The organism is Guptibacillus sedimenti (genome assembly GCF_028610665.1).
Taxonomy (GTDB): Bacteria; Bacillota; Bacilli; order Bacillales; family Guptibacillaceae; genus Guptibacillus; species Guptibacillus sedimenti.
In genome coordinates, this window is record NZ_JAQQWV010000001.1 from 1,183,041 (window position 1) to 1,209,049 (window position 26,009).

Consider the following 26,009-nt stretch of genomic DNA (forward strand, 5'->3'; position numbering starts at 1 on the left):
TTTTTTTGCGTTTAAGATTCATTTTGTTTAAGGTACCGTTTATCTTTTAAGAAGAGGCGCCAGAAATAAATAAAGCCTGGTGTTAAGATAAAGAAAGCGACAATATACGTGACAATTAGTGCGCGAAAGGTAGCAGGATCTGTAAATCCTGTTTCAATCGTAACATTTGGATAAACGATATAAGGCAGATGCGCTGATCCATAAGCATAGCTTGCGAGTAAATACTGAATGACAATACTAATCATAGCAAGTCTTGGGATGCCGACTCCTGTTTTTCTTGGAATAAAGAGAGCGAGATACCCGATCGCAAAAGTGATCATTGAACCAATCAACCATGGCACATAGTCCATAAGCCTTTCATAAAGCCATGGCGCTTCTGTTCGAATGGTGAGAACGAGCAAACCTGCCATCGCAAGTGAGATTGGGCCAACGAGTATGGCATCTCTTCTATACGTTTGATAAGCTTCTTGATCTGCTGATACATTTGAATAATCAGAGAGTAAAAGTGATGAAAGAAAAAGTGTGCTTGAGATAGCAAAAGCCATAAACGCGTAGACACTTGGACTTGTAAACAATTCACTCAATAACAAGCGTTCTACTCCGTTTGTTGTTTTGATAAACCCACCGTGTGTAATCGGTAACACGCAAATCAAAAGGGCTGGAATTAGAAAACCGGTAATTCCTGAAATAAGTGTTAAGATCCGCTTGTAATTCTCCGATGCTGAATGGGAAAATACGAGAAAGGCACTGCGTAGCGCAAGTAATAAAATTATTAAACTGCCAGGAATAAGTAGCACTGTCCCTAAAGTAAATGTCGCTCCAGGAAAGAAACTAAAGAGCGCTACAACGATAGCTACAATGAAAACATTCGTTACTTCCCAGGAAGGAGAAAGGTAGCGGTTTGCTATATTCGTTGCTTTCGTGTTATTTCGATTTAAATAAATCATCGACCAAAATCCAGCACCGAAATCGATTGTCGCCATAACCGCATAAATGAAAACAAGTCCCCAAATTAATGTGATGGCGTAAAATGCTTCTGACATGTTGTTCACCTCTTATTTTTAATAGACGTACGATTCCTTGGATTATTGATCAAGTTCTTCACTAATTGGATTACGGTTGAAATAATAACGCAGCACGAGCACTGTTGAAATCATGAGAATGATATAAACAATGAGAAATAGAACAAATAGCAGTCCGATGTTTCCAGAAGTTGTCACCGCTTCTTCTGTTTTCATCACGTGATAAATAACCCATGGCTGTCTTCCGGTACAAGCGAAGATCCATCCGAATTCAATTGCAGTGATGGCAAGAGGACCAGCGGCAATAAACGCCCACATTAGCCAGCGTGGGAATTCTTTTCGTTTGAGAATTTTGTACCAAGTAAACCCCACGATGGATAGGAGCATCAATAAAGAGCCGATTCCAACCATTGCATTAAATAGAGTATGGACAAACAAGGGAGGCCACTCATCTTCTGGCCATTCTTCAAGTCCTAACACTTCTGTATCAAAAGCATCGTCAGCTAGAAAGCTGAGCGCCCAAGGAACTTCGATCGCCCACTTCACTTCTCGTTCCTCTTTATCTGTGTAGCCACCTATGGCAAGTGGGGCGTATGTTTGTGTTTCAAACAATCCCTCTGCAGCTGCCAGCTTTTCAGGCTGGTATTGATACAATTGCTGAGCGGATTCATGCCCATTTAACGCCGTTAAAATTGAAAAAATCCCTCCGATAACGAGCCCCATCATTAAAGCTTTGTGATGAAATTTATATTCACGCGTATTCCCTCGTTGACGAATCATTTTATATGCAGCAATAGAAGCAATGACAAAAGCACCTGTCATAAGAGCAGATACTGTGACATGTCCTGCTGTAACGATGAAGGAAGGATTAAAAAATGCTTCCCACGGATCCACGTTAACAAATTTCCCATCTACTATTTCAAATCCAGCTGGTGTGCCTTCAAAAGCATGGACATTTGTAATTAAAATCGCTGAAGCACTTGCGCCAAAGGCAACGAGTGTAACACTAACGATCCGCATAAGCGGAGAAAGTCGATCTGCTGCATAAACATAAATCGACATAAAGAGTGCTTCGAGGAAAAAGGCATAAATTTCAATTTGAAATGGTAGGGCAATGACTCGTCCTACAACCTCCATAAAACCTGGCCATAACAGAGAAAGCTGCACGCCTGCAATCGTTCCTGTTGGAATTGCGACTCCGAGTAATACGGCAAACCCTTTTGTCCACCTGTTCGCCATGAGTGCATAATCTTTATCTTTTGTTTTTTGATACATCAGTTCAGCTACAAGCACCATTAAGGGTAGCCCTACTCCGAGAGTAGCGTAAATAATATGTACGCCCATTGTCATGCCAAACAATGAACGAGCAATCACGAGTTCATCCATCTAATATCCCCTCCAGTTACCGTTCTCATCAAATCTCCCCTTATTGTCCACGTATTTCCAGAAAATATTCTCTTTGAGGCTTCACTATTTGACATAACAGCTCGTCTCTTGTCATAAAGGTAAAAGGAAGGGGGGAACATCATGAATGAGCTCGTCCTGCCGCTTGTTGAGGTTGTGTCGAACAGCGGAATTTACGCCCCGTTCTATTTCATTATTTTTCATTTTATTCGGCAGTTTGTTTTTGTACCAGTTAGTGTGGTCTGTGTGGCAGGCGGTGTATTGTTTGGAGCTATATATGGAACTATCTATTCGGTGATTGGCATTACCGTTGTAAGTTCGGTTTTTTATCTGGTCGTGAAACGAACACCGGGTTTGTTCAAGAAAATCATTCGAATGAAAGAAAGATGGACTCGAAAGCATATGCCTATGTCAGTAGGGCAGATTGCAATTCTAAGATTGGTACCCTTTGTTCATTTTCATTTTATTTCGCTTTGCTTAATTGAGGTGTCAAAAGATTTTCCCGATTATCTTCGTTCATCTCTTATATCAAACTTGCCTCTTGCACTGTTTTATTCCTTCTTTGGAACAGCGATCAGTGGTTTTGACCCAGTACTTATTCTATTAATGCTGTTAGGCCTTGTTATTCTTTTCTTTCTACTTAAAAGAAAGGAATGGGTTATGAAATGGGAGGATTTTTTTCAACCTGCAAGGTAAATTGATTTCAAAATAGGATGATAGATAAAAGCCCCCTCCAAGCTTGGAGGGGGCTTTTGACATTATGAGTCTTCACGGTGACGAAGAAATTCTTTCACAGGGCTTTTCCATTCAATTCTAGCGCTTGGATACCGGATGTCCATTTCTTTCTCTAGAAAATAGAAATCTTCTTTCTCGAGTAAATAAAGTTCTGAAGCGTTTTTTACGCCTATCGAAAGCGTGATAATATCAAAGGACTTATCGGTTGTTCCAAGGTATTTTTCACCTTCAAAGAGAGCTCCTTTGTAAGTGACAAGAAAATTCTTTCGAACATTGGACGAGTCATCGAAAAAATAGTATTCTTTATGATCGTGGGCTTTTTCGAGCTTGCGTTTTGGATCCATAAAAAAGCGAATGACAGAATAAGCAATCAAAACCATGGCTACGAGAATGACAAGACGAAATAGGATAAGTATCATTAGTCAGCACCTCATTTTCACTATGCTTCTATTCTCTATACGTATATGATAAAGAAAGGTTTCATAAAATGAAAAGATTTTGAAGGGACGATTGCAATGAATTTTGAGTTATTATTTACATTACAAAAACAATTAGATGATCGAATTGTACAAGAACACGGGCTAGATGACGTTGATTTGTTTGAAAATAAGCTTCTTGCTCTTAAAGTTGAATTAGGAGAACTTGCGAATGAAACGCGCTGCTTTAAATATTGGAGTAAAAAAGCACCTTCACCGAAAGAAACGATATTAGAGGAGTATGTTGATGGGATTCATTTTATTTTATCATTAGGACTAGAGTTAGGCATCACTGCGTTTGAAGGTCTGCCAAAAAAAGCGGCGTCATCAGAAGTTCAGGCCTTTCATGATGTCTATCGCGCGATTGATCGACTTGTTAGTAAGAAAGAAGAACCTTATTACAATTTAATGGAGAGTTACCTAACTTTGGGACAAACAATTGGACTTGAGTATAAAGAAATAAGTGAGGCGTATTTGAAAAAAAATAAAGTGAATCATAATCGCCAGGACCAGGGATATTAGGTTTAAGACTCCTCTGAATTGTTAAATATTTCGGAAACCGTTATAATGAACAGTGAATACATATTAAGGGGGCAATACATATGGCAAAGCTAGACGAAACGTTACAGATGCTTAAAGAACTTACAGATGCGAATGGTGTACCTGGTAACGAGCGTGAGCCTCGCGACGTAATGAAGAAGCATATTGAATCTCTTTCTGATGAAATCATGTATGACAACCTCGGCAGTTTAATTGCTGTTAAAAAAGGTAATGCAGAAGGTCCTAAAATCATGGTTGCAGGACATCTCGATGAAATTGGCTTTATGGTTACCCGCATCGACGATAAAGGATTCCTTTATTTCCAAACTGTTGGCGGCTGGTGGGAACAGGTGATGCTTGCTCAACGTGTGAACGTGATGACTCGTAATGGCAATATTATGGGCGTGATTGGTTCAAAACCACCACATATTCTTCCTGCTGAGCAGCGTAAGAAATCAGTTGATAAGAAAGATATGTTTATTGATATCGGTGCATCTAGTAGAGAGGAAGCAATGGAATGGGGCGTAAAGCCAGGAGATTCCGTTGTTCCGGTTTGTGAATTTACAGTCATGAATAATGAAAAAATGCTTATGGCAAAAGCATGGGACAATCGTATTGGCTGTGCAATTGCGATTGAAGTACTTCGAAAACTAAAAGGTGAAGCACATCCAAATACGGTATATGGTGTTGGTACAGTCCAAGAGGAAGTAGGCCTTCGTGGAGCAACAACCGCAACAAACATGATTAAGCCAGATATCGGTTTTGCAGTTGATGTTGGTATTGCTGGCGATACTCCTGGCGTGAGCGATAAGGATGCTCAATCGAAAATGGGGAAAGGTCCTCAAATTATTATGTACGATGCTTCAATGGTTGGTCATAAGGGACTTCGTGATTTTGTTACAGATACTGCAGATGAGAACAACATCCCTTATCAGTTTGACTCCATTGCAGGTGGAGGTACGGACTCAGGAAAAATTCACTTAACAGCAAACGGTGTACCTGCTCTTTCGATCACGATTGCAACACGCTACATTCATACACACGCAGCGATTCTCCATCGTGATGATTTTGAAAATGCGGTTAATTTAATTGTTGAAGTGATTAAAAAGCTTGATGCTGATAAAGTAAAAGAAATTATTTTTAATTAAACACAAAATCCGGTGGCCTTGGCCACCGGATTTTGCTCGTTAATTTACACCCTGAGCCATGTAAGAGAGCATCTGCTCTCGTTCATTTTCAGGTGCTTCTTTCCATAGGATTTCAAAAAGAACACCTAGTCCAGGGAGCATTTTCTCTTCGCCACTTTGGATGGCATCGAGGATCGTCGCTTCAATCTGTTCCTCGTTGTTGCCATTAATATTGGCGAGAATTGCTTTTCGTAAGTTAAGGTCCATGCTTTCCACCTCACCTTTCTCATTCGCTTGTTCGATCAAGCATCATTAGTATGAGCGAATGCAATAAATTTCATGAGTACTATTGGAATCTTCCCATTTAACCCTTTATAATAGAAACATTGAAAACTGAAGGAGAGCATAATGATTATTGAATCCGCAAAAAATCAAAAAGTAAAAGATTGGAAAAAACTCCAAACGCGTAAGGGGAGAGAGAAAGCTCAAAGCTATCTCATTGAAGGACCGCATATCGTTGAAGAGGCGGCGAAGTTTGAAGCGCCAATTATTGAAGTGATTGTAACGGAAGGCAATGATGTATCTATCTATCCGTTTAAAGAACGTCCTGTTGTGTATACTGTAACTGAGAAAGTGATGCAAGAATTAACGGATACCGAAACACCGCAGGGAATCATGGCAGTATGTGAAATGGTGGAACCTCATTTCCCAAGTGCAGGGAGATTCTTGCTCCTTGATGCAATACAAGATCCAGGTAATTTAGGAACAATGATCCGTACAGCGGATAGTGCTGGCTACGACGGCATTCTTCTTGGGCATGGAACAGTAGATGCTTATAATAGTAAAGTACTCCGTTCTACTCAGGGGTCTATCTATCACCTCCCTGTAAAAAAAGCAGATCTTGTAGAAGAAGTGCAAAAGTTCAAAGAGCTTAACATGCCGATCTACGCCACAGAAGTGAGTGGAGGAACTCCTTATGATGATTTAAAAGGACGTTCTCAGTTTGCAGTTATTCTAGGGAATGAAGCAAATGGGGTATCGGAAGAGCTTCAAAAACTTGCTGATGAGAAGATATATATCCCGATTTATGGAAAAGCGGAGTCGCTGAATGTCGCTGTCGCCGCAGGGATTTTGATGTACGGGCTGCTTCCTTCATAATTGCACTTGCAGATGTAGCGTTTTTTTTCTATAATTAAAAGCAACTTATATATAATAAAAACAATGATAGAGAGTAGTAAGCTACCACTGCCTATTTAGGGAGGAAATGCCGTGACTGGAAGCATTTCTATAGGAACGTTGCTGAATTCACTCTGGAGTTGCCGCTTTGTTCGTACGAAAGCGGATCGGTTTACAAGCCGTTATTCTTTGCTTAAGGCCAATAGTGTAAATCTATCGGTGAATTAGGGTGGTACCGCGAAATCAAATCTTCGCCCCTTGCTGGGGAGCGAGGATTTTTTTATTGCCTAAAGGAAGCAACATAAATATGAAGTGGAGGTTGAAATGATGCAAGAACGTTTACAAGCGTTAAAAGAAGAAGCACTGTTAGAAATAAAGAAAGCTTCTTCCATGAAGGAAGTACAGGATATCAAAGTGAAGTTTCTTGGGAAAAAAGGACCGATTACGGAGATTTCCAAAGGGATGGGACAATTGTCAAAAGAAGAGCGTCCTAAAATGGGGCAGCTCGTTAATGAAATACGAACTGCGATTTCAGATCAACTTGAGGAGGAAATTGCTCGTCTCGAAAAAGCAGCCGTAGAAGAAAGATTAAAGAAAGAAACGATCGATGTTTCACTTCCAGGTCGTCCTGTGAAGAGAGGAAACCATCATCCATTAACAAGGGTCATTGAAGAAATCGAGGATTTGTTTCTTGGTATGGGCTTCTCGATTGCAGAGGGACCGGAAGTTGAAACAGACTATTATAATTTTGAAGCGCTAAACCTTCCGAAAGATCATCCGGCTCGTGATATGCAGGATTCCTTCTATATTACTGAAGAAACGCTTTTACGTACGCATACATCACCGATGCAAGCAAGAACAATGGAGAAGTTAAATGGCGAAGGGCCAGTAAAAATTATTGTGCCAGGAAAAGTTTATCGACGTGATACGGATGACGCAACACACTCTCATCAATTTATGCAAATCGAGGGACTAATGGTTGGTGAGAATGTCCGCATGAGTGACTTAAAAGGGGTGCTTCAATCTTTCGCTAAGAAAATGTTCGGAGAAGAGCGAGAAATTCGTCTTCGTCCTAGTTTCTTCCCTTTTACTGAGCCGTCCGTAGAAATGGATATTTCCTGCTTTAATTGTGGTGGGGATGGCTGTTCTGTCTGTAAGGGAACTGGTTGGATTGAAATTCTTGGTGGCGGTATGGTGCACCCTAACGTGCTTCGTATGTCAGGATTTGATCCAGAGAAAGTGACTGGTTTTGCATTTGGAATGGGGCCAGAGCGAATTGCGATGCTAAAGTATGGCATTGATGATATCCGTCATTTCTATACAAATGACAGTAGATTTATTAAACAATTTAACTCACTATAGAACGATTGTTAGGAGGAGAATAAATGCTTGTATCAATGAATTGGCTACAGCAATATGTAGATTTAGATAGTTACTCAGCTGATGAACTGGCAGACCTGATCACAAAAGGTGGTATTGAGGTTGAGACAGTTGAACAGCTTAATAAAGGAATTAGCGGAGTGGTGATTGGTCACGTTCTTGAATGTCAGCAACATCCTGATGCTGACAAACTTAATATTTGTAAAGTTGAGATCGGTGAGGAAGAACCAGTCCAAATTATTTGCGGAGCACCAAATATTGCACAGGGTCAATATGTTGCCGTTGCGAAAGTTGGGGCTGTACTTCCAGGCAATTTCAAAATTAAGAAAGCAAAACTACGTGGAGAAGCTTCTCATGGGATGATTTGCTCGCTACAAGAACTTGGAATCGAAAGTAAATTGGTTTCGAAGGAATATGCTGATGGAATCTTTGTATTTAGTGAAGATGTGACACCTGGGGAAGATGCCCTTGAATATTTAAACCTTCATGATGAAGTTCTTGAGCTGGGTCTTACACCGAACAGAGCGGATGCGATGAACATGATTGGTGTCGCATATGAAGTAGGTGCGGTATTGAATCGTTCGATTGAACTTCCGTCACCAGAGCTTGTTCGCTCAGATGAAGACGTAGAAGGCTATGTGTCAGTTCGTGTAGAAAATGAAGGGGATAATCCTTATTACGGGGCTACCGTTATTAAAGACGTAACGATAAAACCTTCGCCACAGTGGCTTGTGAATCGTCTTGTTTCTGCTGGTATTCGTCCGATTAATAATGTTGTTGATATTACAAACTATGTTCTACTTGAATATGGTCAGCCGCTGCACGCGTTTGATTATGATCGCTTTGGATCAAAGGAAGTCGTTATCCGCCGAGCAACTGAAGGTGAAAAAATTGTCACTCTTGATGATGTGGAACGGTCGCTTTCAAGTGAACACCTTGTCATAACCAATGGGTCAACCCCTGTTGCGGTTGCTGGTGTAATGGGTGGAGCTGACTCTGAAGTGCAAGAGGATACGACAACGATCCTACTTGAAGCCGCTTATTTTAATAGTAAGCTTGTCAGAAAGTCATCGAAAGACCTCGGACTCAGAAGTGATTCAAGTGCTCGTTTCGAAAAAGGAATTGACCGTAATCGCGTTGTTGGCGCAAGCGAACGTGCTGCTCAGCTTATTCAAGAAATTGCTGGAGGCACAGTTCTTAAAGGCATTGCTGAGCAAGGTGCTCGTACAATTGAAGCTCTTGACGTTAGCATTGAAGTAAATCGAATTAATCAAGTTCTAGGAACAGAAATTACTGAAACAGAAGTTGCTGCAATCTTTGAGCGTTTGCAATTCTCTTATCAAAATTTTGGTGGCACGTTTACGGTTCAAGTACCACCACGTCGCCCGGATATTACAATTTCAGAGGATTTAATCGAAGAAGTAGGACGTCTTTACGGATATGATAATGTTCCTGCAACGTTACCTCTTACAGAAAGTACACCTGGTCAGTTGTCAGAATATCAAGGGAAACGCCGCCATGTTCGCCGCACGCTTGAAGGTGCAGGTCTATACCAAACGGTAACGTATTCACTTACTTCACCATCAAAGCGCCATTTCTTCTCTGATGAGTCAGTAGAAGCTGTTCGTCTGGCGATGCCAATGAGTGAAGAAAGAAGTGAACTTAGAACGAGTTTAATCCCTCACCTATTAGAGGTTGCTCAATATAACCGAAACCGTCAGTTAGAAAATATTGCTTTCTATGAAACAGCTTCTGTATTCTTACCAGGTGATGAACTTCCGGTTGAACAAGAACATCTTGCTGGTGTTGTGTCAGGACTATGGCAAGAGCATCTGTGGCAAAAAGAAAAGAAAGCGGCAGATTTCTTTGTTGTAAAGGGAATTCTTGAAGAACTTGCTGTACAATTTGGTGTAGAGGATCGTCTCACCTTCGTACGTGCAGAAGAGCCTAAGCTTCATCCGGGTCGCACAGCAGCTGTCTATCTCGATGAAGAGCTTATCGGATGTATTGGCCAGCTTCATCCTGAAGTAGAGAAAGAACTTGATTTAAGTGAAACATACGTCTTTGAAATCAATCTTGAGAAATTACTTGAAGCTGATGTTGCTCATCTTAAATACAAGAAGCTTCCTCGTTTCCCATCTGTTACAAGAGATGTTGCGCTCGTTGTGAACGAGTCACTTGAAGCAGGTGAAGTGAAGCGCGTTATTAAAGAAGCGGGTGGAACGAAGCTTGTTGAGATTCAATTATTTGATGTCTATCAAGGGGAACATCTTGATGAAGGGAAAAAATCACTAGCTTTCTCTCTCAGATATTACAATCCGGAACAAACGTTAACGGAAGAAGAAGTAAAGAAAGCGCATGACCGTGTTCTTAAAGCAGTAGAAGAACAGTTTGGAGCTGCACTTCGTCAATAGTAAAAAAAGCCTTCCTAATAGGGAGGCTTTTCTAATGCATGTTTTACATAAACATTCCAACAAATATAGCAGTAATAAAGGAGGCAAGAGTTCCGCCAATGATCGCTTTTAATCCAAGCTTTGATACTTGTGAACGCTTTGAAGGTTCAAGTGAGCCAAGCCCAATGATTAATTGACCAATGGATGAGAAGTTGGCAAAGTTACATAGCGCTACAGAAAGAATGGCGACTGTTTTATCAGAGAGCTGATCTTGAATTGCCGTTAAATTTTGAAAGGCAACAAATTCATTAATCGACATTTTTGTGCCGATAATGGAGGCAGCGCGAAAGGCTTCATCAGCTGGAATACCGACAAGTAGTGAGAATGGATAGAAAATATAACCTAATATGGTGCTAAGGTCTGTTCCTACTACACCTAACATGCCGTTAACTACAGCTAGGATACTTATAAAAGCGATTAAAAGGCCACCGATGTTAAGGGCAAGCATGACTCCACTTACCGTCCCTTCCGCAATCGCTTCAAAAACGTTTGCGTGGTCAGATCTTTTCATTTTAACTTTATCGTTTGTTTGTGATACTTCAGTCTCAGGTTCCATCACCTTAGAGATAACAAGCGAGACGAAAGGAACACTAAAGACGGAGATTAATAAATATTTTAGCTCAATTCCCATAAGCGAATAGCCGACGAGAATAGCTCCACTTGCAGAAGCTGTACCACCTACCATTATGGCAAAGATCTCTGATCTCGTAAGCATCTTTAAATAAGGTTTTACAAGTAAAGGTGCTTCTGCTAGGCCTAGAAACGAATTTCCGACAGCGTTGAACGTTTCAACTTTTGTTGTGCCCATTAATCTACCAATTGTTACACCAATAACTTGAACGATTAAAGGAATGATGCGCATATAATAAAGTGCTGATACAAGAGCTGAAATGAAGATAATTACGGCGAGGACATTGATCGCAAAAACAAACGTTAAATCTGTTTGTTCATATAATCCTCCAAACACAAATTGAATCCCTTCGTTACTATAATTGATCACGTTTTGTACAGCAGCGGAAGCCTTTTCTAGCATAACCTTCCCCGCATTCACTTTTAATACGAATAGAACAAAAAGACCTTCAATGAGAATACCGACCCCGATCGTTCTCCACTTTACTGATTTTTTCTTGTTACTCATTAACCATGCAATTGCAAGGACGCCGATAATAGAGAGTAGTCCTGTTAAAATACTCATGATGTCTGATTCCCCCTGAAAAAGAATTGTTACTTCACAAATAAAAATTGGGTAAATAAAAAACCCGTCCTTTATAGAAAAGTCCGAGTTTACAGGAAGAAGTCCGGCACGAAAAAACAAAACATACTTGTCTCATCGACGATGCCATACTTTCCCTATAGTCCAGCAATTCTCGGTCGCCGGGTAGAAACTCTTTGGACCCTATTTCCAAAATTATATAGAGATAAATGTGAAGTTGTATTCATCAATCTATCAGAAGATTTCATAGGTAGCAAGACCTATTAGTAAAGTAACAATGTTTTGAAAATTCCCGTTCTATATGTAAGCGTTCGACAAAATATTACATGTTGCTTCCTTATTCGCGCTCTGTTAGAGTACAAAGTGATTTAAAAATGGAAACTCATATATGTCGGGAATTGGCCTGCACGTTTCTACCCTGTTACCTGAAATAATAGGACTATGAGTGAATGAAATTCATAAAAATGGCGTTTGGTAGAGACGGTAGTAAAGGACATGAGAGTTAGGTACAGGAGGATATAAATGGAGAAAACAAAGGTGTACTTTAATCATGACGGTGGCGTGGATGACTTAGCATCACTCTTTTTATTGCTGAACATGGATGAGGTTGAACTTGTAGGCGTTTCAGTTATTCCAGCTGATTGCTATTTAGAACCGGCTGTTTCAGCGAGTAGAAAAATCATTGACCGTTTCGGAAAGGGTATTGATTTAAATGTTTCAGCTTCAAACTCTAGAGGGATTAACCCATTTCCTAAGGAGTGGCGTATGCATGCTTTCTACGTTGACGCACTACCGATTCTTAATGAATCAAATCAAGTGAATACGCCATTGTCAGAAAGACCTGCTCATCTGCATCTGATTGATGTACTTGAGAGCAGTTCAGAACCGATAACGCTTCTTTTTACTGGTCCTTTAACTGATCTTGCTAGAGCGTTAGAAGTAGCACCGGCCATTGAACAAAAAATTAAAAAGTTAGTGTGGATGGGTGGCACATTTTTAGAAGCAGGAAATGTGGAAGAACCTGAGCACGATGGGACGGCAGAGTGGAATGCGTTCTGGGATCCAGAAGCCGTTGCGACTGTCTTTGATACGTCAATTACGATTGAAATGGTGGCGCTTGAAAGTACAAATCAGGTTCCATTAACAAATGATATTAGAAACATGTGGGCAGCACAGCGAAAAGAAATCGGGGTCGATTTTATCGGGCAATGTTATGCGATGTGTCCACCTCTTGTTCATGTTGAAACCAATTCGACATACTACTTATGGGACGTGCTTACAACTGTTTCTGTCACACCTCAGTCTTTCATTCACTCGAGAAAAGTAAACTGTCGTGTTGAAAAGCACGGCGTAAGCCAAGGGAGAACGGTACTTGATAAAACAGGTCGTGAAGTAATCGTTGTCGACGATGTAGATCGTGATCTTTTCTTTCAATATTTTACTTCTGTTATGCTTCTAGCTGAGGATGGGTTAGAAGCACCACAACTCTATTTGTAATATGAAAAAGCTGGCTCACTTTGAGCCAGCTTTTGATTTGCAAATGATCGCTAGCGGCGTGCTTGATCCGCGATTTTCTTCGCTTTTAGACTATTTGCAAAATGCATCTTAGCTATTTTTTCAAGTACGTGATCGCCATGTTTCTGAATCAATTTGGCTGCTGCAACATCTACTGCAGGTCCCGCTCCTTTAGGAAGCTTTACATTGTTTTCTTTTCCAAGACGATCGATTTCCATGACAAATGAATATCTAGCAATAATTGAAGCAGCTGCAACAGCTAAATGGATTTCCTCTGCTTTTGTGGCGAAATAGACGTTTTCTTTTATGACCATTGATTGACCTTTTAAGTAATTAAAATAAATCTCTGGTTTTGCAAACTGATCGATTAAGATCGCATCGTAGCCGTCTACTTTCCGTGTCACATTCTGAATGGCCTGATTATGTAGAAGAGCCTTCATCTTACCCTGGTTCATTCCCTTTCTTTGCATGTTGTTGTACTTTTCGTTCGGAAGAATAAGAAGGCTGTATGGGATCGTTTTTATTAGATTTCGTGCGATCTCGATAATTTCTGGATCTTTCATCCCCTTAGAATCTCTTACACCAAGTTCTCTTAAAAGTGGAATTTGGTTTTGATCAACATAAGCTGCAACGACGGTCATTGGACCAAAGAAATCTCCTGTACCAACTTCATCACTTCCGATTGCTGATAGCGTTGAGATAGTGGAAGGAGGGGCATATTGGTGGTCACCAACTGTTTTCTTTTTTGATCCTGTAGGCTTTTTGGGGTTCACTGTTCCGCTCCCTTGCCATTGTTTGGCTTCTTGCTCTGCAGCCGCCCCCTGAAACATGACCTTTCCAGATTTATAGCCTGTAATAGTACAGGCTGACGTTTTCGCTACGAACACGCTCCCTGGCGGTTGTTTGTCGCTTAAGTGACTGTTGTATTTCTTTTTAATTTCATTCATAATGGTAGGTGATACAGTTAATACAACCTGTGACATAACAAAACTCCTTTGTGAACTATGCTTGCATCCCATTATATCAGAATCTGTTAACCAAGAAGAATGGTTCGGGAGCGCTGTATTTCAAAAACACTTATTTTCGTGCTATGATACAAGTTAGGATTCTTTCTCGTGATAGGAGGCTTATGGGGTGACAGACAGTCGTGGTAAAGTTCGTACAACTGTGGAAATCTATGGTGAACAATATACAATCGTCGGTGATAAAAGTCATCAACATATCCTTGAAGTCTCGAAATTAGTCGATGAGAAGATGAATGAGATTAAAGGAATAAATACTTATTTAGATACAAAGCGACTTGCTGTATTAACAGCGGTGAATATTGTGAATGATTACGTCATGATTAAGAAAGAACTTGAAGATTTAAAGAAAAAACTGAGAGAAGAGGAATAACGATAGATGGTTGATCTCATTCTTTTTATAGTATTGGTAGGAGGTTTTCTTATCGGTCTTCGTAGAGGGCTGATCCTACAAGTTGTTCATTTAGTTGGATTCATCGTTTCGTTTATAGTGGCCTATCTGTATTTTAAAGATCTTGCGCCTCATCTGAAGCTGTGGATACCATATCCATCCTTTGGAAACGAAGCTTCTTCAACTGCGATGGTGTTTGAAGCGATTAATTTAGAAGCTACCTATTATAGTGGTATTGCGTTTGCGCTTTTGTTCTTTGGTACCAAAATCCTCATGCAAATTATCGGATCGATGCTCGACTTTCTTGCTGATCTTCCTATCTTAAGAACAGTGAACGGATGGCTCGGAGGAGTACTGGGGTTTGTGGAGGTATATATTGTCGTGTTTTTGTTTCTATTTATTGCAGCACTTGTACCAAATGAAACGGTCCAAACAGCGATTTCAAATTCGTTTCTTGCAGAAAGCATCGTTAAACATACCCCTGTATTAACAGAACAAATAAAAGATTTATGGAGTACCCATGTCGCATAACCCTTCAACTAGAAGGGTTATTTGTTTGTGAATACAAAGGCTCCAGCGCTTGTCGGACCTAAACGGACGCTTCCGCTTTTCAATGTCTAGCTGCAGCGCCCAGCTCCTCGAGTCGCTTCACCTTTCGCTCTGAACACAAAGGGCGTGTTCAAATCGAAAGGCTCCAGCGCTTGTCGGACCTAAACGGACGCTTCCGCTTTTCATGTTTAGCTGCAGCGCCTATCCCCTCGAGGTCATAAGCCAATCCTAATTGTGGCAAAGAGCGCCACATTTAGGCTCGTCTTATGCTTGTCGGGGATAAGCAAGGCGCTTCCGCTTTTCAAGTAAAAATAATTGGATTTGTTTGGGTTTATGGATACGATAGTAGTAATGATCTTTTTATGAAGGGTGAGGATGGGATGAATAAGAAGAATGTGATTCGTTTTTTAGAAGATATTGCGGTTTATATGGAGCTTAAAGGTGAAAATCCTTTTAAAATATCAGCTTTTCGTAAGGCGGCGCGTGCACTGGAAACGGATGATCGAAGCATGGAACAAATTGAAGATCCGGCTGAGCTTAATGGAATTGGAAAAGGGACGGCAGCGGTCATAAACGAGATTCTTGAAAATGGCGAGTCAGAAACGCTTGAGACTTTGAAAAAAGAAGTGCCGTCTGGTCTTGTACCTTTATTGAAATTACCAGGTCTTGGTGGGAAAAAACTCGCTAAGCTCTACAAAGAACTTGGTGTTATTGATATGGCTACATTAAAAAACGCATGTGAAGCGCAACAAATTCAAGAACTTCCTGGGTTTGGAAAGAAAAGTGAAGAGAAGATCTTAGAGGCGATCGAAGAAGCAGGAAAACGACCTGAGCGACTTTCAATTGCTTACATGCTTCCACTTGCAGAAAAGATTGAACGACAACTAAGTGAATTGGAGCAAATCGAAAAGTTTGCCCGGGCAGGCAGTTTGCGTCGTGTGAGGGAAACCATTAAAGACCTCGACTTTATTATTGCTACAACCGCTTCTGCTGATGTATCAGAAAAGCTCCTTGAACTAGAAGGGATTTCAAAAATCATCGTCAAAGGAGATACAAAAATCACGCTTGAGCTTGATGATGAATATGGCGTCTCAGTAGATTTCAGACTTGTAAAGCCAGAAGAATTCGCTTCAACCCTACACCATTTTACTGGTTCACAAGCTCATAATGTGAAGATGAGACAAATTGCTAAGAAGAAAGGCGAGAAAATTAGTGAATATGGAGTAGAGTCTGTTAAAACAGGTGAAGTTATCACGTTCAAAAATGAGAAAGAATTTTATGCTCATTTTGGACTCGCTTATATTCCCCCAGAAATTCGTGAAGATCGTGGTGAGATTGAAGAAGCCGAAAAAAACAAGATTAATCTCGTGCAACTATCAGATATTAAAGGTGACCTACATATGCACTCTACCTGGAGCGATGGGGCGTATACGATAGAAGATATGGCTGAACGTGCTAGGGATAAGGGGTATTCTTATATCGCAATTACGGATCATTCGCAGTATTTAAAAGTTGCAAATGGATTAACACCAGAGAGGTTACGTGAACAAAGAGAAGAAATTAACCGACTGAACAAAAAATGGACAGACTTCAAAATATTTGCTGGAGTTGAAATGGATATTTTGCCAGATGGTACACTAGATTATGACGATCAGCTGCTTGCTGAAATGGATTTCGTCATCGCTTCAATTCATTCGTCCTTTTCTCAAGACGAAGATACTATTATGAAGCGGCTTGAAACAGCGCTCAGAAGCCACCATGTAGATCTTATCGCACACCCATCTGGGAGATTACTTGGAAGAAGAAACGGGTATGCCCTGGATCATGATAAGCTAATTAAACTTGCAAAAGAGACGGGAACTGCACTTGAGTTAAATGCGAATCCAAACCGTTTAGATCTTGCGGCTGAATGGCTTCAAAAAGCACAAGACAATCATGTTAAAATAATGATAAATACAGATGCCCATCACATGGACATGCTTGAACATATGGAAATTGGTGTAGCAGCTGGAAGAAGAGGGTGGCTGCGTAAAGAGAGCGTGTTAAATACGTATACGCCAAAAGATCTGGAAGCTTTCTTTCATCGGCATCACTAATTATATTCCGTTTTCTTAGGAGGAACGACCATTGCAGAAAAGAGTATTACGGCTACTTGAATACGATAAAGTAAAAGAACGATTAGGGAAACATGTTTCATCCTCATTAGGTAAGCAGAAAGTTGAACAATTGACGCCTTTATTTTCACTTGAAGACGTGAATCATCAGTTGGAAGGGACAGAAGAAGGAAGAAAAGTGATTCGCCTTCGCGGACAGGCTCCACTAGGAGGAATACGTGACATTAGACAAAGTGTGAAGCGCGCTGAGATTGGTGGCACGTTAAATCCTTCTGAATTACTCGATATTTCCAGCACTATTTATGGAGGACGTCGTTTTAAAACCTTTCTTGAAAATATGATTGATGATGGTGTTGAGCTACCTCTTCTAGGAGATTTAGTTCACCAAATTATGCCAGAGACGGATCTTGAAAAAGAAATAAACGCCTGTATCGATCAGGATGGAGAAGTGCTCGATTCAGCGAGCGATGCACTACGACGCTTAAGAACGCAGCTGCGAAGTTTTGAGTCACGCGTCCGAGAGAAGTTAGAAAGTCTCATTCGCTCGTCAAGCACAAGGAAAATGCTTTCTGATGCGCTCGTTACGATTCGAAATGAACGCTATGTGATTCCAGTGAAGCAGGAGTACAGAGGTTCATTTGGTGGAATGGTTCACGATCAATCATCTTCAGGTGCAACATTATTTATTGAACCTCAATCGGTTGTTTCAATCAATAATCAGTTGAAAGAAGTAAAAGTGAAAGAAAAGCTTGAAATCGAGCGGATCTTAACTGAGCTAACAGGAAGGGTATCAGAAGCTTCTAATACCCTTCGACACAATGTCGAGGTGCTAGCCGATATTGACTTTATATTTGCACGTGCTCTATATGCAAATGAATTAAAAGCAACAAACCCTTCGATGAATGATGAAGGAGAACTTGAAATTAGGCAGGGCCGTCATCCGCTTCTACCTCAAGATCAAGTTGTGCCTTCTTCCCTTTACCTTGGGAAAGATTACTCTTCACTCGTCATCACAGGGCCAAACACGGGAGGGAAAACCGTAACGCTTAAGACTGCTGGTCTCCTTACACTTATGGCTCAATCCGGATTACATATTCCGGCTGATGAAGGCTCCACAATGGCAGTCTTCCAGAATATCTTTGCAGACATTGGTGATGAACAGTCTATTGAACAGAGCTTGAGCACATTCTCTTCACACATGACGAACATCGTTCAGATTTTAAAAAATATTGATCACAATAGTCTCGTTCTTTTTGATGAGCTTGGTGCGGGGACCGATCCACAGGAAGGTGCTGCACTAGCGATCTCCATCCTTGACTATGTGTATAACCGTGGATCGAGAGTGATTGCAACGACCCACTACAGCGAATTAAAAGCGTATGCTTACAATCGTGAAGGTGTTATGAATGCGAGTGTAGAATTTGATGTAGAGACGTTACGTCCTACCTATCGACTATTAATTGGCGTACCTGGTCGAAGCAATGCATTTGAAATTTCAAGACGTCTTGGCCTAATGGATGATATTATTGATGATGCTAAATCGCAAATTTCTAGCGAAAGCAATAAGGTAGATCGAATGATTTCCTCCCTTGAAGATAGCCAGAAACAGGCGGAATTGGATCGACAGGGAGCGTCTGATCTAAGAAAAGAAGCAGAATCACTAAAAAAAGATTTGGAATCACAGCTTGAGAAATTCGAAAAGCAGCGTGAACGACTCTTTGAAGAAGCGGAGCAGAAAGCCGCCGAAGAAGTAGAAAAAGCACAGGAACAGGCGAAGAGAATAATTCACGATCTTCGTACTTTCCAAAAAGGCGCGGTAAAAGAGCATCAGCTAATAGATGCCCAGAAACAGCTCGAGGATGCAAAGCCTGAATTGAGAACTTCAAAGCCGAAACCGAAAAAAGCGCAGGCAAAAACTTATGAACCTGGTGATGAAGTAAAAGTAATTAGTTTTAATCAAAAAGGACATATCGTCGAAAAAGTAGGAAAGAACGAATACCAGGTTCAACTAGGAATTATGAAAATGACGGTAAAAGCAAATGATCTTGAAGCAATTAAATCCAAGCCCGCAGTAGAACGAAAACCGTTCGTTACGGTGCGAGGAAATAATAGCCAGGTTAAAACGGAGCTCGATTTAAGAGGCAAAAGATATGAAGATGCACAAATGGAAGTAGAGCGCTACATTGATGATGCCTTACTTGCTGGATATCATCAGGTTTCAATCATTCACGGAAAAGGCACTGGGGCACTAAGAAAAGGTGTTCATGAATGGTTGAAACGCCATTCGAGAGTGAAAAACCTTCGTATGGGTGGTATGAATGAAGGTGGCGGTGGTGTGACCGTCGTTGAACTGAAGTAGAGAAAGGATTTTACACGATGGAACAACTTTGGGATAGTGTAGCATTTCAAACCGCAGCAAATTATAGTGTTGTCATTGTTTGCATGATCGTGTTTTTATCAGTCTTTGAATTTGTGACATCTTATCGTAACTGGGAAGAAATCCAAAGAGGAAATCTCGCCGTATCTATGGCTACTGGCGGGAAAATCTTTGGAATCGCCAACATTTTTCGCTTTTCGATTGAGCATAACGATTCTCTCGTCACGATGATGGGATGGGGCGTTTTTGGTTTTGTTTTATTGTTAATTGGGTATTTTACTTTTGAATTTTTGACACCTAAATTTCGAATCGATAAAGAAATTGCAGCGGATAATCGGGCAGTAGGATTTATATCTATGGTTATTTCGATTGGACTGTCCTTTGTCATTGGTGCAGGGATTTCGTAAGAGGAGCACATTATGGAAACATTATGGAAAGTTCTAATGGTTGTATCAGGAATCTTTTTTATTGCGGGAATTATATATTTGATTTATTTTGTTTGATTGAGAAGAAGAACAGGCCGGTCCTGTTCTTCTTTTCTTTAGATATAGATTAATTCAGAGGCTTGGGACAGATAATCCTTTTTGATTAAAGCTATGAAACGCTTTGTATGAAACCAAACTATTTTACTAAACTTGTCTCCCTTTTACGACGAGAAATGCCAATGTATTCAAAAAAATCAAAAAAAGATAGGATAATTGAAGCGTTTTCATTATAATTATCATATAGAGAGAGATTTTTGGTTGGAAGGAGACGTGAAAGGGAGGTTGATGAAAAAATGATGAACATGCCCGAAAAAGAGTGGTTTAATTTTTATCAAGAAGGAGTACCGACCTCAATTGAATATGAGGAAAAGCCTCTTCATGCTTATCTTGTTGATGCAGCTTCAAAGCATCCTAACAAAAAAGCCGTTCATTTCCTTGGAAAAGAGCTAACTTACCAAGAACTTCATACGCGCTCAAGACGTCTCGCAAATTCATTGCGTGAAAATGGTCTCAAAAAGGGTGGTAGAGTTTCGATTATGCTGCCAAACTGTCCTCAGGCAGTTATTAGTTACTATGCTGTTCTGATGGCTGGAGGGGTCGTTGTCCAAACGAATCCCCTTTATATGGAAAGAGAGCTTGAACATCAGTTAAAAGATTCTCAAGCAGATATGATGATATGCCTTGACCTCGTCTTGCCTAAGGTTTTGAAGGTAAAAGATAAAACGGTATTGCAACATATTATTGTAACAAAAATTCAAGATTACTTACCATTTCCTAAGAATATGCTTTATCCTTTAGTACAAAAACAGAAAAAACAAGGATTGCTTGTGGAAATGCCTTCAACAAATCAAATTCATACGTTTCAAGAATGGGTAGCATCTGGTAAGGACGAAGAGATAGAGATAGATGTTAATGTAAAAGAAGACCTTGCTCTTCTTCAATATACGGGCGGTACAACGGGTCTTGCCAAAGGGGTAATGCTCACTCACTTCAATCTTGTGGTTAATACAATGCAATGTAAGCACTGGATTCATGATGCGAAGTATGGTGAAGAACGTGTTCTAGGAATCCTCCCATTTTTCCACGTGTATGGAATGACTTGCGTAATGAATTTATCAATTATGTATGCGGCAAAAATGATCATTCTCCCTAAATTTGAGCCAAAGGATACGTTGAAAACAATCCAAAAACAAAAACCGACTCTTTTCCCCGGTGCACCTACTATCTATATATCTTTACTGAATGATCCTGATATTGATCGATATGATTTATCATCAATCAAGGCTTGTATAAGTGGATCAGCTCCACTTCCAATTGAAGTTCAACAAAAGTTTCAAGAAAAAATAAGCGGTCGCCTTGTTGAGGGCTATGGGTTAACAGAATCCTCACCTGTTACTCATTCCAACCCTTTGGATGGGACAGTCGTAGGGAGTATTGGGCTTCCGTGGCCTGATACGGATGCGAAGATTGTCAATGCAGCTGATGAAGAGGCTGAGATAAAAGAAATAGGAGAACTTATTGTAAAAGGTCCTCAAGTGATGAAGGGCTATTGGAATCGACCAGATGAAACATCAGCTGTGTTAAAAGATGGTTGGCTATACACTGGAGATATGGCTTATCGAGATGAAAAAGGTTACTTCTATGTCGTGGATCGAAAAAAAGACATGATCATTGCTGGCGGTTATAATATATATCCTAGAGAAGTTGAAGAAATTTTATATGAGCACCCTGCTGTTCAAGAAGCTGTGATTATTGGTGTACCGGATGCTTATCGCGGTGAAACGGTAAAAGCGTTTGTCGTGTTAAAGAACACTGCAAATGTAACAGAGGATGAGTTAAATCAGCATTGCCGTCGCTATTTAGCGGCTTATAAAGTGCCAAGATTGTATGAATTTAGGGAGGAGCTTCCTAAAACAACAGTTGGGAAAATTTTGCGACGAGTGCTTGTCGATGAAGAGAGAGCAAAAGAAAATCAATCGCTTTAGCGGTTGGTTTTTTTCTATATCTTTAGAATGATAGAAAAAAGTTACGGTTATTCTGGAAAAATTCGCACATTTCTGCTTTTTTGTGGTATGATTGACTTGCGAAAAAGCTCCTGGTTCCAACCGAGCGCTCGTTCAGAAATCTAATGTTGACAATGTTGTAGTCATATCGCTACAATAAGATTATGAATGAACACTCATTCATTTTTGGGTGAGTGCCGGATAAAGAATAAAGGAGAACTTCATATGGTAGAAAAGGGGAAAAAGAGGGGTCCGAAATACGATAAGATCATTGACGCAGCCGTTGTTGTCATTGCCCAGAATGGATATCATCAGGCTCAGGTATCTAAAATAGCGCGTGAAGCTGGAGTGGCGGACGGTACGATTTATCTTTATTTTAAAAATAAAGAAGATCTGCTCATTTCGTTATTTCAGAAAAAAATGGGAAGCTTTATCGATAAGACAGAAGAACAAATTGCAAAAAAAGAGAATGCAATGGATAAATTGTTTACGTTGATCGATATGCATTTCAAACACCTTGGTTCTGACTATGAACTTGCAATTGTAACTCAGTTAGAATTAAGACAGACGAACAAAGCACTTCGCGCTCAAATCGGCGAAGTATTAAAAAAATACTTAACGCTTGTGGATCACATCTTGCATGAGGGGATTAAGTCAGGATTATTTATAGAGGAATTAGATATTCGCCTCGCTAGACAAATGATCTTTGGAACACTTGATGAAACTGTCACAAACTGGGTGATGAAAGATCACAAGTTCGAATTGGAACCACTTGCTAAGCCGCTTCATCACCTTTTAATTAACGGCTTAAGCAAATAAATAGATATCCCGGCTTTGACCGGGATAGTAAAGTTCTGAGAGGAGTGGAGATGTGGAGTTCATTAACATTTCGAATGAAAACAAAGTAGCACATATTACGTTGAATCGTCCTCCAGCTAACGCTGTGGCTTCCGACGTTTTGCGAGAATTGTCAGAGGCATTCACTCAAATTGAAGACGATCCTGAGACAAAGGTAATCTTGATCTCTGGTGAAGGAAGATTCTTCTCAGCAGGTGCTGATATTAAAGAATTTACAACGGTTAGCACTGAAGAAGGCTTTGCGGATCTGGGGAGCTATGGGCAACAATTATTCGACAAAATGGAAGCGTTCTCAAAACCGATTGTTGCTGCTATTCATGGTGCTGCGCTTGGAGGCGGGCTAGAACTAGCAATGGCATGTCATATTCGCTTCGTAACAGAAGATGCTAAGCTAGGTCTGCCTGAGCTGCAGCTAGGCTTAGTCCCAGGTTTTGCAGGTACACAACGACTGCCGGCGTTAGTTGGAAAAGCAAAAGCAACTGAAATGCTACTAACGAGTGAACCCATCTCAGGACGCGAGGCATTAGAACTTGGCTTAGCGAATCAAGTATATAGCGAGGAAGACCTTTTACCAAAAGCGAAGGAATTCGCTGAAAAAATTGCTAAGAAAAGCGCTGTAGCAGTAAGCTATGCTCTTAAACTACTTACTTATTCAAAAACAGAGAAATTTGATGAAGGTGTTCAAAAAGAACGAGAGTATTTTGGAAAGGCATTTGCTTCAGAAGATGGACAAGAAGGAATTCGAGCGTTCATTGAGAAGCGTCAGCCAAACTTTCAAGATAAATAAGGTGAATTATTTCAGGGAGGGATAAAGATATGAACATTTATGTCATTATGAAAAGAACATTTGATACAGAGGAAAAAATCGTTATTGAAAATGGGAAAATTAGTGAAGAAGGCGTTGAATTTATCATCAATCCATATGATGAGTATGCGATAGAAGAAGCGATTCAACTACGCGACGATCATGGTGGAGAAGTAACAGTGGTTAGCATTGGGGATGAAGAAGTTGAAAAAGAGCTACGTACAGCTCTAGCAATGGGCGCAGATAAAGCCGTCCTCATTAACAATGAAGATCTTGATGAAAGTGATCAGTATACGACGACCGCCCTTCTTGCAGCTTATTTTGAGGATAAAGAATACGATATTATTCTTGGCGGAAATGTATCAAATGATAACAGCACGGGTCAAATCGGGCCACGCCTTGCTGAAAAACTTGGGATCGCTTACGTAACCACGATTACGAAGCTTGATATCGATGGAACAACGGCTACAATGGAACGTGATGTAGAAGGGGACATGGAAGTTGTTGAAGCGCAACTCCCATTGCTTGTTACAGCTCAGCAGGGGCTAAACGAACCGCGTTATCCCTCGCTACCAGGGATCATGAAAGCAAAGAAAAAGCCTCTAGAAGAAATTGATTATGATGATCTTGATGTCGATGAGGATGAAATTGAAGCTAAAACAGAAACAATTGAAGTCTATTTGCCACCTAAAAAAGAAGCTGGCAAAGTACTTGAAGGTGAAATTGGAGATCAAGTGGAAGAATTAGTGAAATTGCTTCGCCAGGAAGCGAAAGTTATATAGGAGGGGATCAACCATGGCCAAAAAAGTTCTCGTATTTGCAGAAGCGCGTGACAATGAATTACGAAATGTTTCATTTGAAGCAATTGGTGCAGGGAAAGAAATTGCAGCCGGTGGTGAAGTAATTGCAGCCATTGCTGGAGAAAATGTGAGCTCTTTAACAGATCAACTTTTTCATTACGGAGCGGATCGCGTCATTAAAGTGGAAGATGAAAAACTAAAAAATTATACAAGTGATGGTTATGGGCAAGCATTTTTACAGATCGTTGAGAGCATTGATCCTGATGCTATTTTAATGCCACATACATCAATGGGGAAAGATTTGGCACCACGACTTGCAAGTAAGCTTGATGCTGGTCTTATCTCAGATGCTACTGGTATTGAACTTGATGGAGAAGCAGTCGTCTTTACACGACCAATTTATTCGGGTAAAGCATTCGAAAAGAAAAAAGTAAAAGAAGGCATTGTTCTTGCTACAATTCGTCCGAATAATATTGCTGCTCTTGAGATCGATGAATCACGTTCCGGAGAAGTTTTTGAAGAAAACGTAGAGATCAAAGACCTCCGTACGATTGTGAAGGAAGTCGTACGTAAGTCGACTTCTGGTGTCGACCTCTCTGAAGCCAAAGTAATTGTAGCTGGCGGTCGAGGCGTTAAAAGTGAAGAAGGATTTGAACCGCTACAGGAACTTGCAGATCTTCTCGGTGCTGCTGTTGGGGCATCTCGCGGCGCTTGTGATGCTGATTATTGTGATTACTCGCTTCAAATTGGGCAAACAGGTAAAGTGGTAACGCCAGATCTTTACATTGCTTGTGGAATTTCTGGGGCGATCCAACACTTAGCAGGTATGTCCAACTCAAAAGTAATTGTTGCGATTAATAAAGATCCTGAAGCAAGCATTTTCAGTGTAGCGGACTATGGAATTGTTGGAGATTTGTTTGAAGTGGTGCCACTTCTGACACAGGAATTCAAAAAAGTTTTACAAACAAGCTAAGATAAAAGCGAGCTAATACAGCTCGCTTTTTTGATGAAGTTAATTAAGAATCATGTTTTTAGTGGGAGCGTTTTATTCTCTAAAAGATAGGGAAGAATGAATGTAAGTCAAAAGAATGGAATCAGAAAGACGATTAATGATATACTCAATTTGTGCCAGTTGATGAAATATCAAGATGGCAGAGCACACTGAGGCAACCGGCCTTAACCTGGTATTCTCAAGTGATAAATGTTTAAGGAGGAAGATACAGTATGGCTATCGTACACGCAACGGATCAAAGTTTTGCACAAGAAACAAGTGAAGGTCTCGTTCTTGCAGACTTCTGGGCACCATGGTGTGGCCCTTGTAAAATGATCGCTCCTGTACTAGAAGAGCTTGACGCTGAAATGAGCGACGTGAAAGTAGTAAAACTTGACGTTGATGAAAATCAGGAAACAGCAAGCAAATTTGGTGTAATGAGCATCCCAACGCTTCTCGTTTTCAAAAATGGTGAGGTTGTTGACCAGGTTGTCGGCTTCCAACCAAAAGAAGCATTAGCACAAACACTTTCTAAGCATCAATAAGGAAGAATGTTTAAAGCATTCGAATCTG

24 protein-coding genes, 2 riboswitches and 1 other annotated feature are annotated in these 26,009 nt (G+C 40.5%); of the genes, 18 read left to right on the top strand and 6 right to left on the bottom strand.

What is annotated here, in order from left to right; all coding sequences use genetic code 11:
* Positions 1 to 11: 11 nt before the first annotated feature.
* Together PQ578_RS05740 and PQ578_RS05745 are read right to left on the bottom strand one after the other, a co-directional pair.
* Positions 12 to 1,052: a cytochrome d ubiquinol oxidase subunit II gene (locus tag PQ578_RS05740; RefSeq protein ID WP_373560763.1), complete on the bottom strand. Its 1,041-nt coding sequence runs from the start codon at positions 1,050 to 1,052 to the stop codon at positions 12 to 14.
* Between the two features lie 33 nt (positions 1,053 to 1,085).
* Positions 1,086 to 2,408: a cytochrome ubiquinol oxidase subunit I gene (locus PQ578_RS05745; RefSeq protein WP_159783648.1), complete on the bottom strand. Its 1,323-nt coding sequence runs from the start codon at positions 2,406 to 2,408 to the stop codon at positions 1,086 to 1,088.
* A 141-nt stretch (positions 2,409 to 2,549) separates the two neighbouring features.
* On the opposite strand from PQ578_RS05745, the gene PQ578_RS05750 reads away from it, so the two are divergent.
* A complete protein-coding gene (locus PQ578_RS05750) occupies positions 2,550 to 3,122 on the top strand; it encodes a TVP38/TMEM64 family protein (protein WP_160918604.1) in 573 nt (190 codons plus the stop codon).
* Between the two features lie 62 nt (positions 3,123 to 3,184).
* On the opposite strand, the gene PQ578_RS05755 is transcribed toward PQ578_RS05750, so the two are convergent.
* Positions 3,185 to 3,580, bottom strand: coding sequence for a sigma-w pathway protein ysdB (locus PQ578_RS05755; RefSeq protein WP_273832585.1), 396 nt, complete (start codon positions 3,578 to 3,580; stop codon positions 3,185 to 3,187).
* Between the two features lie 96 nt (positions 3,581 to 3,676).
* Between PQ578_RS05755 and PQ578_RS05760 the strand changes: the two genes are divergently transcribed.
* Both PQ578_RS05760 and PQ578_RS05765 read left to right on the top strand, forming a co-directional pair.
* On the top strand, positions 3,677 to 4,159 hold the full coding sequence (locus tag PQ578_RS05760) for a dUTP diphosphatase (protein ID WP_273832586.1): 483 nt from the start codon (positions 3,677 to 3,679) through the stop codon (positions 4,157 to 4,159).
* A gap of 80 nt (positions 4,160 to 4,239) precedes the next feature.
* Positions 4,240 to 5,325, top strand: coding sequence for a M42 family metallopeptidase (locus tag PQ578_RS05765; protein WP_273832587.1), 1,086 nt, complete (start codon positions 4,240 to 4,242; stop codon positions 5,323 to 5,325).
* A 39-nt stretch (positions 5,326 to 5,364) separates the two neighbouring features.
* Here PQ578_RS05765 and sspI read toward each other — a convergent pair whose 3' ends face one another.
* Positions 5,365 to 5,571, bottom strand: a complete 207-nt coding sequence (sspI, locus tag PQ578_RS05770; RefSeq protein WP_098444479.1) for a small acid-soluble spore protein SspI — start codon at positions 5,569 to 5,571, stop codon at positions 5,365 to 5,367.
* A 138-nt stretch (positions 5,572 to 5,709) separates the two neighbouring features.
* On the opposite strand from sspI, the gene PQ578_RS05775 reads away from it, so the two are divergent.
* The 3 genes from PQ578_RS05775 to pheT all read left to right on the top strand — a co-directional run bounded on the left by PQ578_RS05775 (position 5,710) and on the right by pheT (position 10,274).
* Entirely contained in the window at positions 5,710 to 6,462 is a 753-nt protein-coding gene (locus PQ578_RS05775; protein WP_273833283.1) for a TrmH family RNA methyltransferase, read from the top strand.
* Positions 6,463 to 6,516: 54 nt separating this feature from the next.
* Positions 6,517 to 6,742, top strand: a binding site (T-box leader).
* 65 nt (positions 6,743 to 6,807) lie between these two features.
* Positions 6,808 to 7,842 (top strand): phenylalanine--tRNA ligase subunit alpha, encoded by a 1,035-nt coding sequence (pheS, locus tag PQ578_RS05780; protein ID WP_273832588.1) that lies wholly within the window; start codon positions 6,808 to 6,810, stop codon positions 7,840 to 7,842.
* 23 nt (positions 7,843 to 7,865) lie between these two features.
* Positions 7,866 to 10,274: a phenylalanine--tRNA ligase subunit beta gene (gene pheT, locus PQ578_RS05785; RefSeq protein ID WP_273832589.1), complete on the top strand. Its 2,409-nt coding sequence runs from the start codon at positions 7,866 to 7,868 to the stop codon at positions 10,272 to 10,274.
* Between the two features lie 43 nt (positions 10,275 to 10,317).
* Here pheT and PQ578_RS05790 read toward each other — a convergent pair whose 3' ends face one another.
* Entirely contained in the window at positions 10,318 to 11,508 is a 1,191-nt protein-coding gene (locus tag PQ578_RS05790; protein ID WP_273832590.1) for a NupC/NupG family nucleoside CNT transporter, read from the bottom strand.
* Positions 11,509 to 11,646: 138 nt separating this feature from the next.
* Positions 11,647 to 11,749: riboswitch (purine riboswitch) on the bottom strand.
* Between the two features lie 139 nt (positions 11,750 to 11,888).
* A riboswitch (purine riboswitch) is annotated at positions 11,889 to 11,988 on the top strand.
* A 60-nt stretch (positions 11,989 to 12,048) separates the two neighbouring features.
* On the opposite strand from PQ578_RS05790, the gene PQ578_RS05795 reads away from it, so the two are divergent.
* Complete coding sequence (locus tag PQ578_RS05795; RefSeq protein ID WP_273832591.1) at positions 12,049 to 13,023, top strand: nucleoside hydrolase; 975 nt, start codon at positions 12,049 to 12,051, stop codon at positions 13,021 to 13,023.
* A gap of 50 nt (positions 13,024 to 13,073) precedes the next feature.
* Here PQ578_RS05795 and rnhC read toward each other — a convergent pair whose 3' ends face one another.
* Positions 13,074 to 14,024, bottom strand: coding sequence for a ribonuclease HIII (gene rnhC, locus PQ578_RS05800; protein ID WP_273832592.1), 951 nt, complete (start codon positions 14,022 to 14,024; stop codon positions 13,074 to 13,076).
* A 151-nt stretch (positions 14,025 to 14,175) separates the two neighbouring features.
* Between rnhC and zapA the strand changes: the two genes are divergently transcribed.
* From zapA to trxA, 11 genes are all read left to right on the top strand, one after another.
* Positions 14,176 to 14,436: a cell division protein ZapA gene (zapA, locus tag PQ578_RS05805; RefSeq protein ID WP_098444473.1), complete on the top strand. Its 261-nt coding sequence runs from the start codon at positions 14,176 to 14,178 to the stop codon at positions 14,434 to 14,436.
* Positions 14,437 to 14,442: 6 nt separating this feature from the next.
* Entirely contained in the window at positions 14,443 to 14,985 is a 543-nt protein-coding gene (locus tag PQ578_RS05810; RefSeq protein WP_098444472.1) for a CvpA family protein, read from the top strand.
* Positions 14,986 to 15,383: 398 nt separating this feature from the next.
* Positions 15,384 to 17,099, top strand: a complete 1,716-nt coding sequence (polX, locus tag PQ578_RS05815) for a DNA polymerase/3'-5' exonuclease PolX (RefSeq protein ID WP_420541511.1) — start codon at positions 15,384 to 15,386, stop codon at positions 17,097 to 17,099.
* 31 nt (positions 17,100 to 17,130) lie between these two features.
* Complete coding sequence (locus PQ578_RS05820; protein ID WP_273832593.1) at positions 17,131 to 19,476, top strand: endonuclease MutS2; 2,346 nt, start codon at positions 17,131 to 17,133, stop codon at positions 19,474 to 19,476.
* Between the two features lie 17 nt (positions 19,477 to 19,493).
* Positions 19,494 to 19,901 (top strand): DUF350 domain-containing protein, encoded by a 408-nt coding sequence (locus PQ578_RS05825; protein ID WP_098444469.1) that lies wholly within the window; start codon positions 19,494 to 19,496, stop codon positions 19,899 to 19,901.
* 374 nt (positions 19,902 to 20,275) lie between these two features.
* Positions 20,276 to 21,964: a long-chain-fatty-acid--CoA ligase gene (locus PQ578_RS05830; RefSeq protein ID WP_420541534.1), complete on the top strand. Its 1,689-nt coding sequence runs from the start codon at positions 20,276 to 20,278 to the stop codon at positions 21,962 to 21,964.
* A 243-nt stretch (positions 21,965 to 22,207) separates the two neighbouring features.
* Positions 22,208 to 22,801, top strand: a complete 594-nt coding sequence (gene fadR, locus PQ578_RS05835) for a fatty acid metabolism transcriptional regulator FadR (RefSeq protein ID WP_098444467.1) — start codon at positions 22,208 to 22,210, stop codon at positions 22,799 to 22,801.
* Between the two features lie 52 nt (positions 22,802 to 22,853).
* Complete coding sequence (locus PQ578_RS05840; RefSeq protein ID WP_273832595.1) at positions 22,854 to 23,627, top strand: enoyl-CoA hydratase; 774 nt, start codon at positions 22,854 to 22,856, stop codon at positions 23,625 to 23,627.
* Positions 23,628 to 23,656: 29 nt separating this feature from the next.
* Positions 23,657 to 24,427, top strand: a complete 771-nt coding sequence (locus PQ578_RS05845; RefSeq protein WP_098444465.1) for an electron transfer flavoprotein subunit beta/FixA family protein — start codon at positions 23,657 to 23,659, stop codon at positions 24,425 to 24,427.
* Between the two features lie 13 nt (positions 24,428 to 24,440).
* Positions 24,441 to 25,418 carry an electron transfer flavoprotein subunit alpha/FixB family protein gene (locus tag PQ578_RS05850; RefSeq protein ID WP_273832596.1) on the top strand — a complete coding sequence of 326 codons (978 nt, stop codon included), beginning with the start codon at positions 24,441 to 24,443 and terminating at the stop codon, positions 25,416 to 25,418.
* 251 nt (positions 25,419 to 25,669) lie between these two features.
* Positions 25,670 to 25,981: a thioredoxin gene (gene trxA, locus PQ578_RS05855; protein WP_098444463.1), complete on the top strand. Its 312-nt coding sequence runs from the start codon at positions 25,670 to 25,672 to the stop codon at positions 25,979 to 25,981.
* Positions 25,982 to 26,009: the final 28 nt, after the last annotated feature.

Excerpts from the sequence above, each read along its gene's own strand:
- fadR (WP_098444467.1), top strand. The coding sequence starts at position 22,208 with ATGGTAGAAAAGGGGAAAAAGAGGGGTCCGAAATACGATAAGATCATT.
- PQ578_RS05745 (WP_159783648.1), bottom strand. The coding sequence starts at position 2,408 with ATGGATGAACTCGTGATTGCTCGTTCATTGTTTGGCATGACAATGGGC.
- PQ578_RS05825 (WP_098444469.1), top strand. The coding sequence starts at position 19,494 with ATGGAACAACTTTGGGATAGTGTAGCATTTCAAACCGCAGCAAATTAT.
- trxA (WP_098444463.1), top strand. The coding sequence starts at position 25,670 with ATGGCTATCGTACACGCAACGGATCAAAGTTTTGCACAAGAAACAAGT.
- pheS (WP_273832588.1), top strand. The coding sequence starts at position 6,808 with ATGCAAGAACGTTTACAAGCGTTAAAAGAAGAAGCACTGTTAGAAATA.
- PQ578_RS05795 (WP_273832591.1), top strand. The coding sequence starts at position 12,049 with ATGGAGAAAACAAAGGTGTACTTTAATCATGACGGTGGCGTGGATGAC.
- PQ578_RS05750 (WP_160918604.1), top strand. The coding sequence starts at position 2,550 with ATGAATGAGCTCGTCCTGCCGCTTGTTGAGGTTGTGTCGAACAGCGGA.
- PQ578_RS05760 (WP_273832586.1), top strand. The coding sequence starts at position 3,677 with ATGAATTTTGAGTTATTATTTACATTACAAAAACAATTAGATGATCGA.
- PQ578_RS05850 (WP_273832596.1), top strand. The coding sequence starts at position 24,441 with ATGGCCAAAAAAGTTCTCGTATTTGCAGAAGCGCGTGACAATGAATTA.
- PQ578_RS05790 (WP_273832590.1), bottom strand. The coding sequence starts at position 11,508 with ATGAGTATTTTAACAGGACTACTCTCTATTATCGGCGTCCTTGCAATT.
- polX (WP_420541511.1), top strand. The coding sequence starts at position 15,384 with ATGAATAAGAAGAATGTGATTCGTTTTTTAGAAGATATTGCGGTTTAT.
- PQ578_RS05755 (WP_273832585.1), bottom strand. The coding sequence starts at position 3,580 with ATGATACTTATCCTATTTCGTCTTGTCATTCTCGTAGCCATGGTTTTG.
- PQ578_RS05830 (WP_420541534.1), top strand. The coding sequence starts at position 20,276 with ATGAACATGCCCGAAAAAGAGTGGTTTAATTTTTATCAAGAAGGAGTA.
- PQ578_RS05765 (WP_273832587.1), top strand. The coding sequence starts at position 4,240 with ATGGCAAAGCTAGACGAAACGTTACAGATGCTTAAAGAACTTACAGAT.
- PQ578_RS05845 (WP_098444465.1), top strand. The coding sequence starts at position 23,657 with ATGAACATTTATGTCATTATGAAAAGAACATTTGATACAGAGGAAAAA.
- PQ578_RS05810 (WP_098444472.1), top strand. The coding sequence starts at position 14,443 with ATGGTTGATCTCATTCTTTTTATAGTATTGGTAGGAGGTTTTCTTATC.
- rnhC (WP_273832592.1), bottom strand. The coding sequence starts at position 14,024 with ATGTCACAGGTTGTATTAACTGTATCACCTACCATTATGAATGAAATT.
- sspI (WP_098444479.1), bottom strand. The coding sequence starts at position 5,571 with ATGGACCTTAACTTACGAAAAGCAATTCTCGCCAATATTAATGGCAAC.
- pheT (WP_273832589.1), top strand. The coding sequence starts at position 7,866 with ATGCTTGTATCAATGAATTGGCTACAGCAATATGTAGATTTAGATAGT.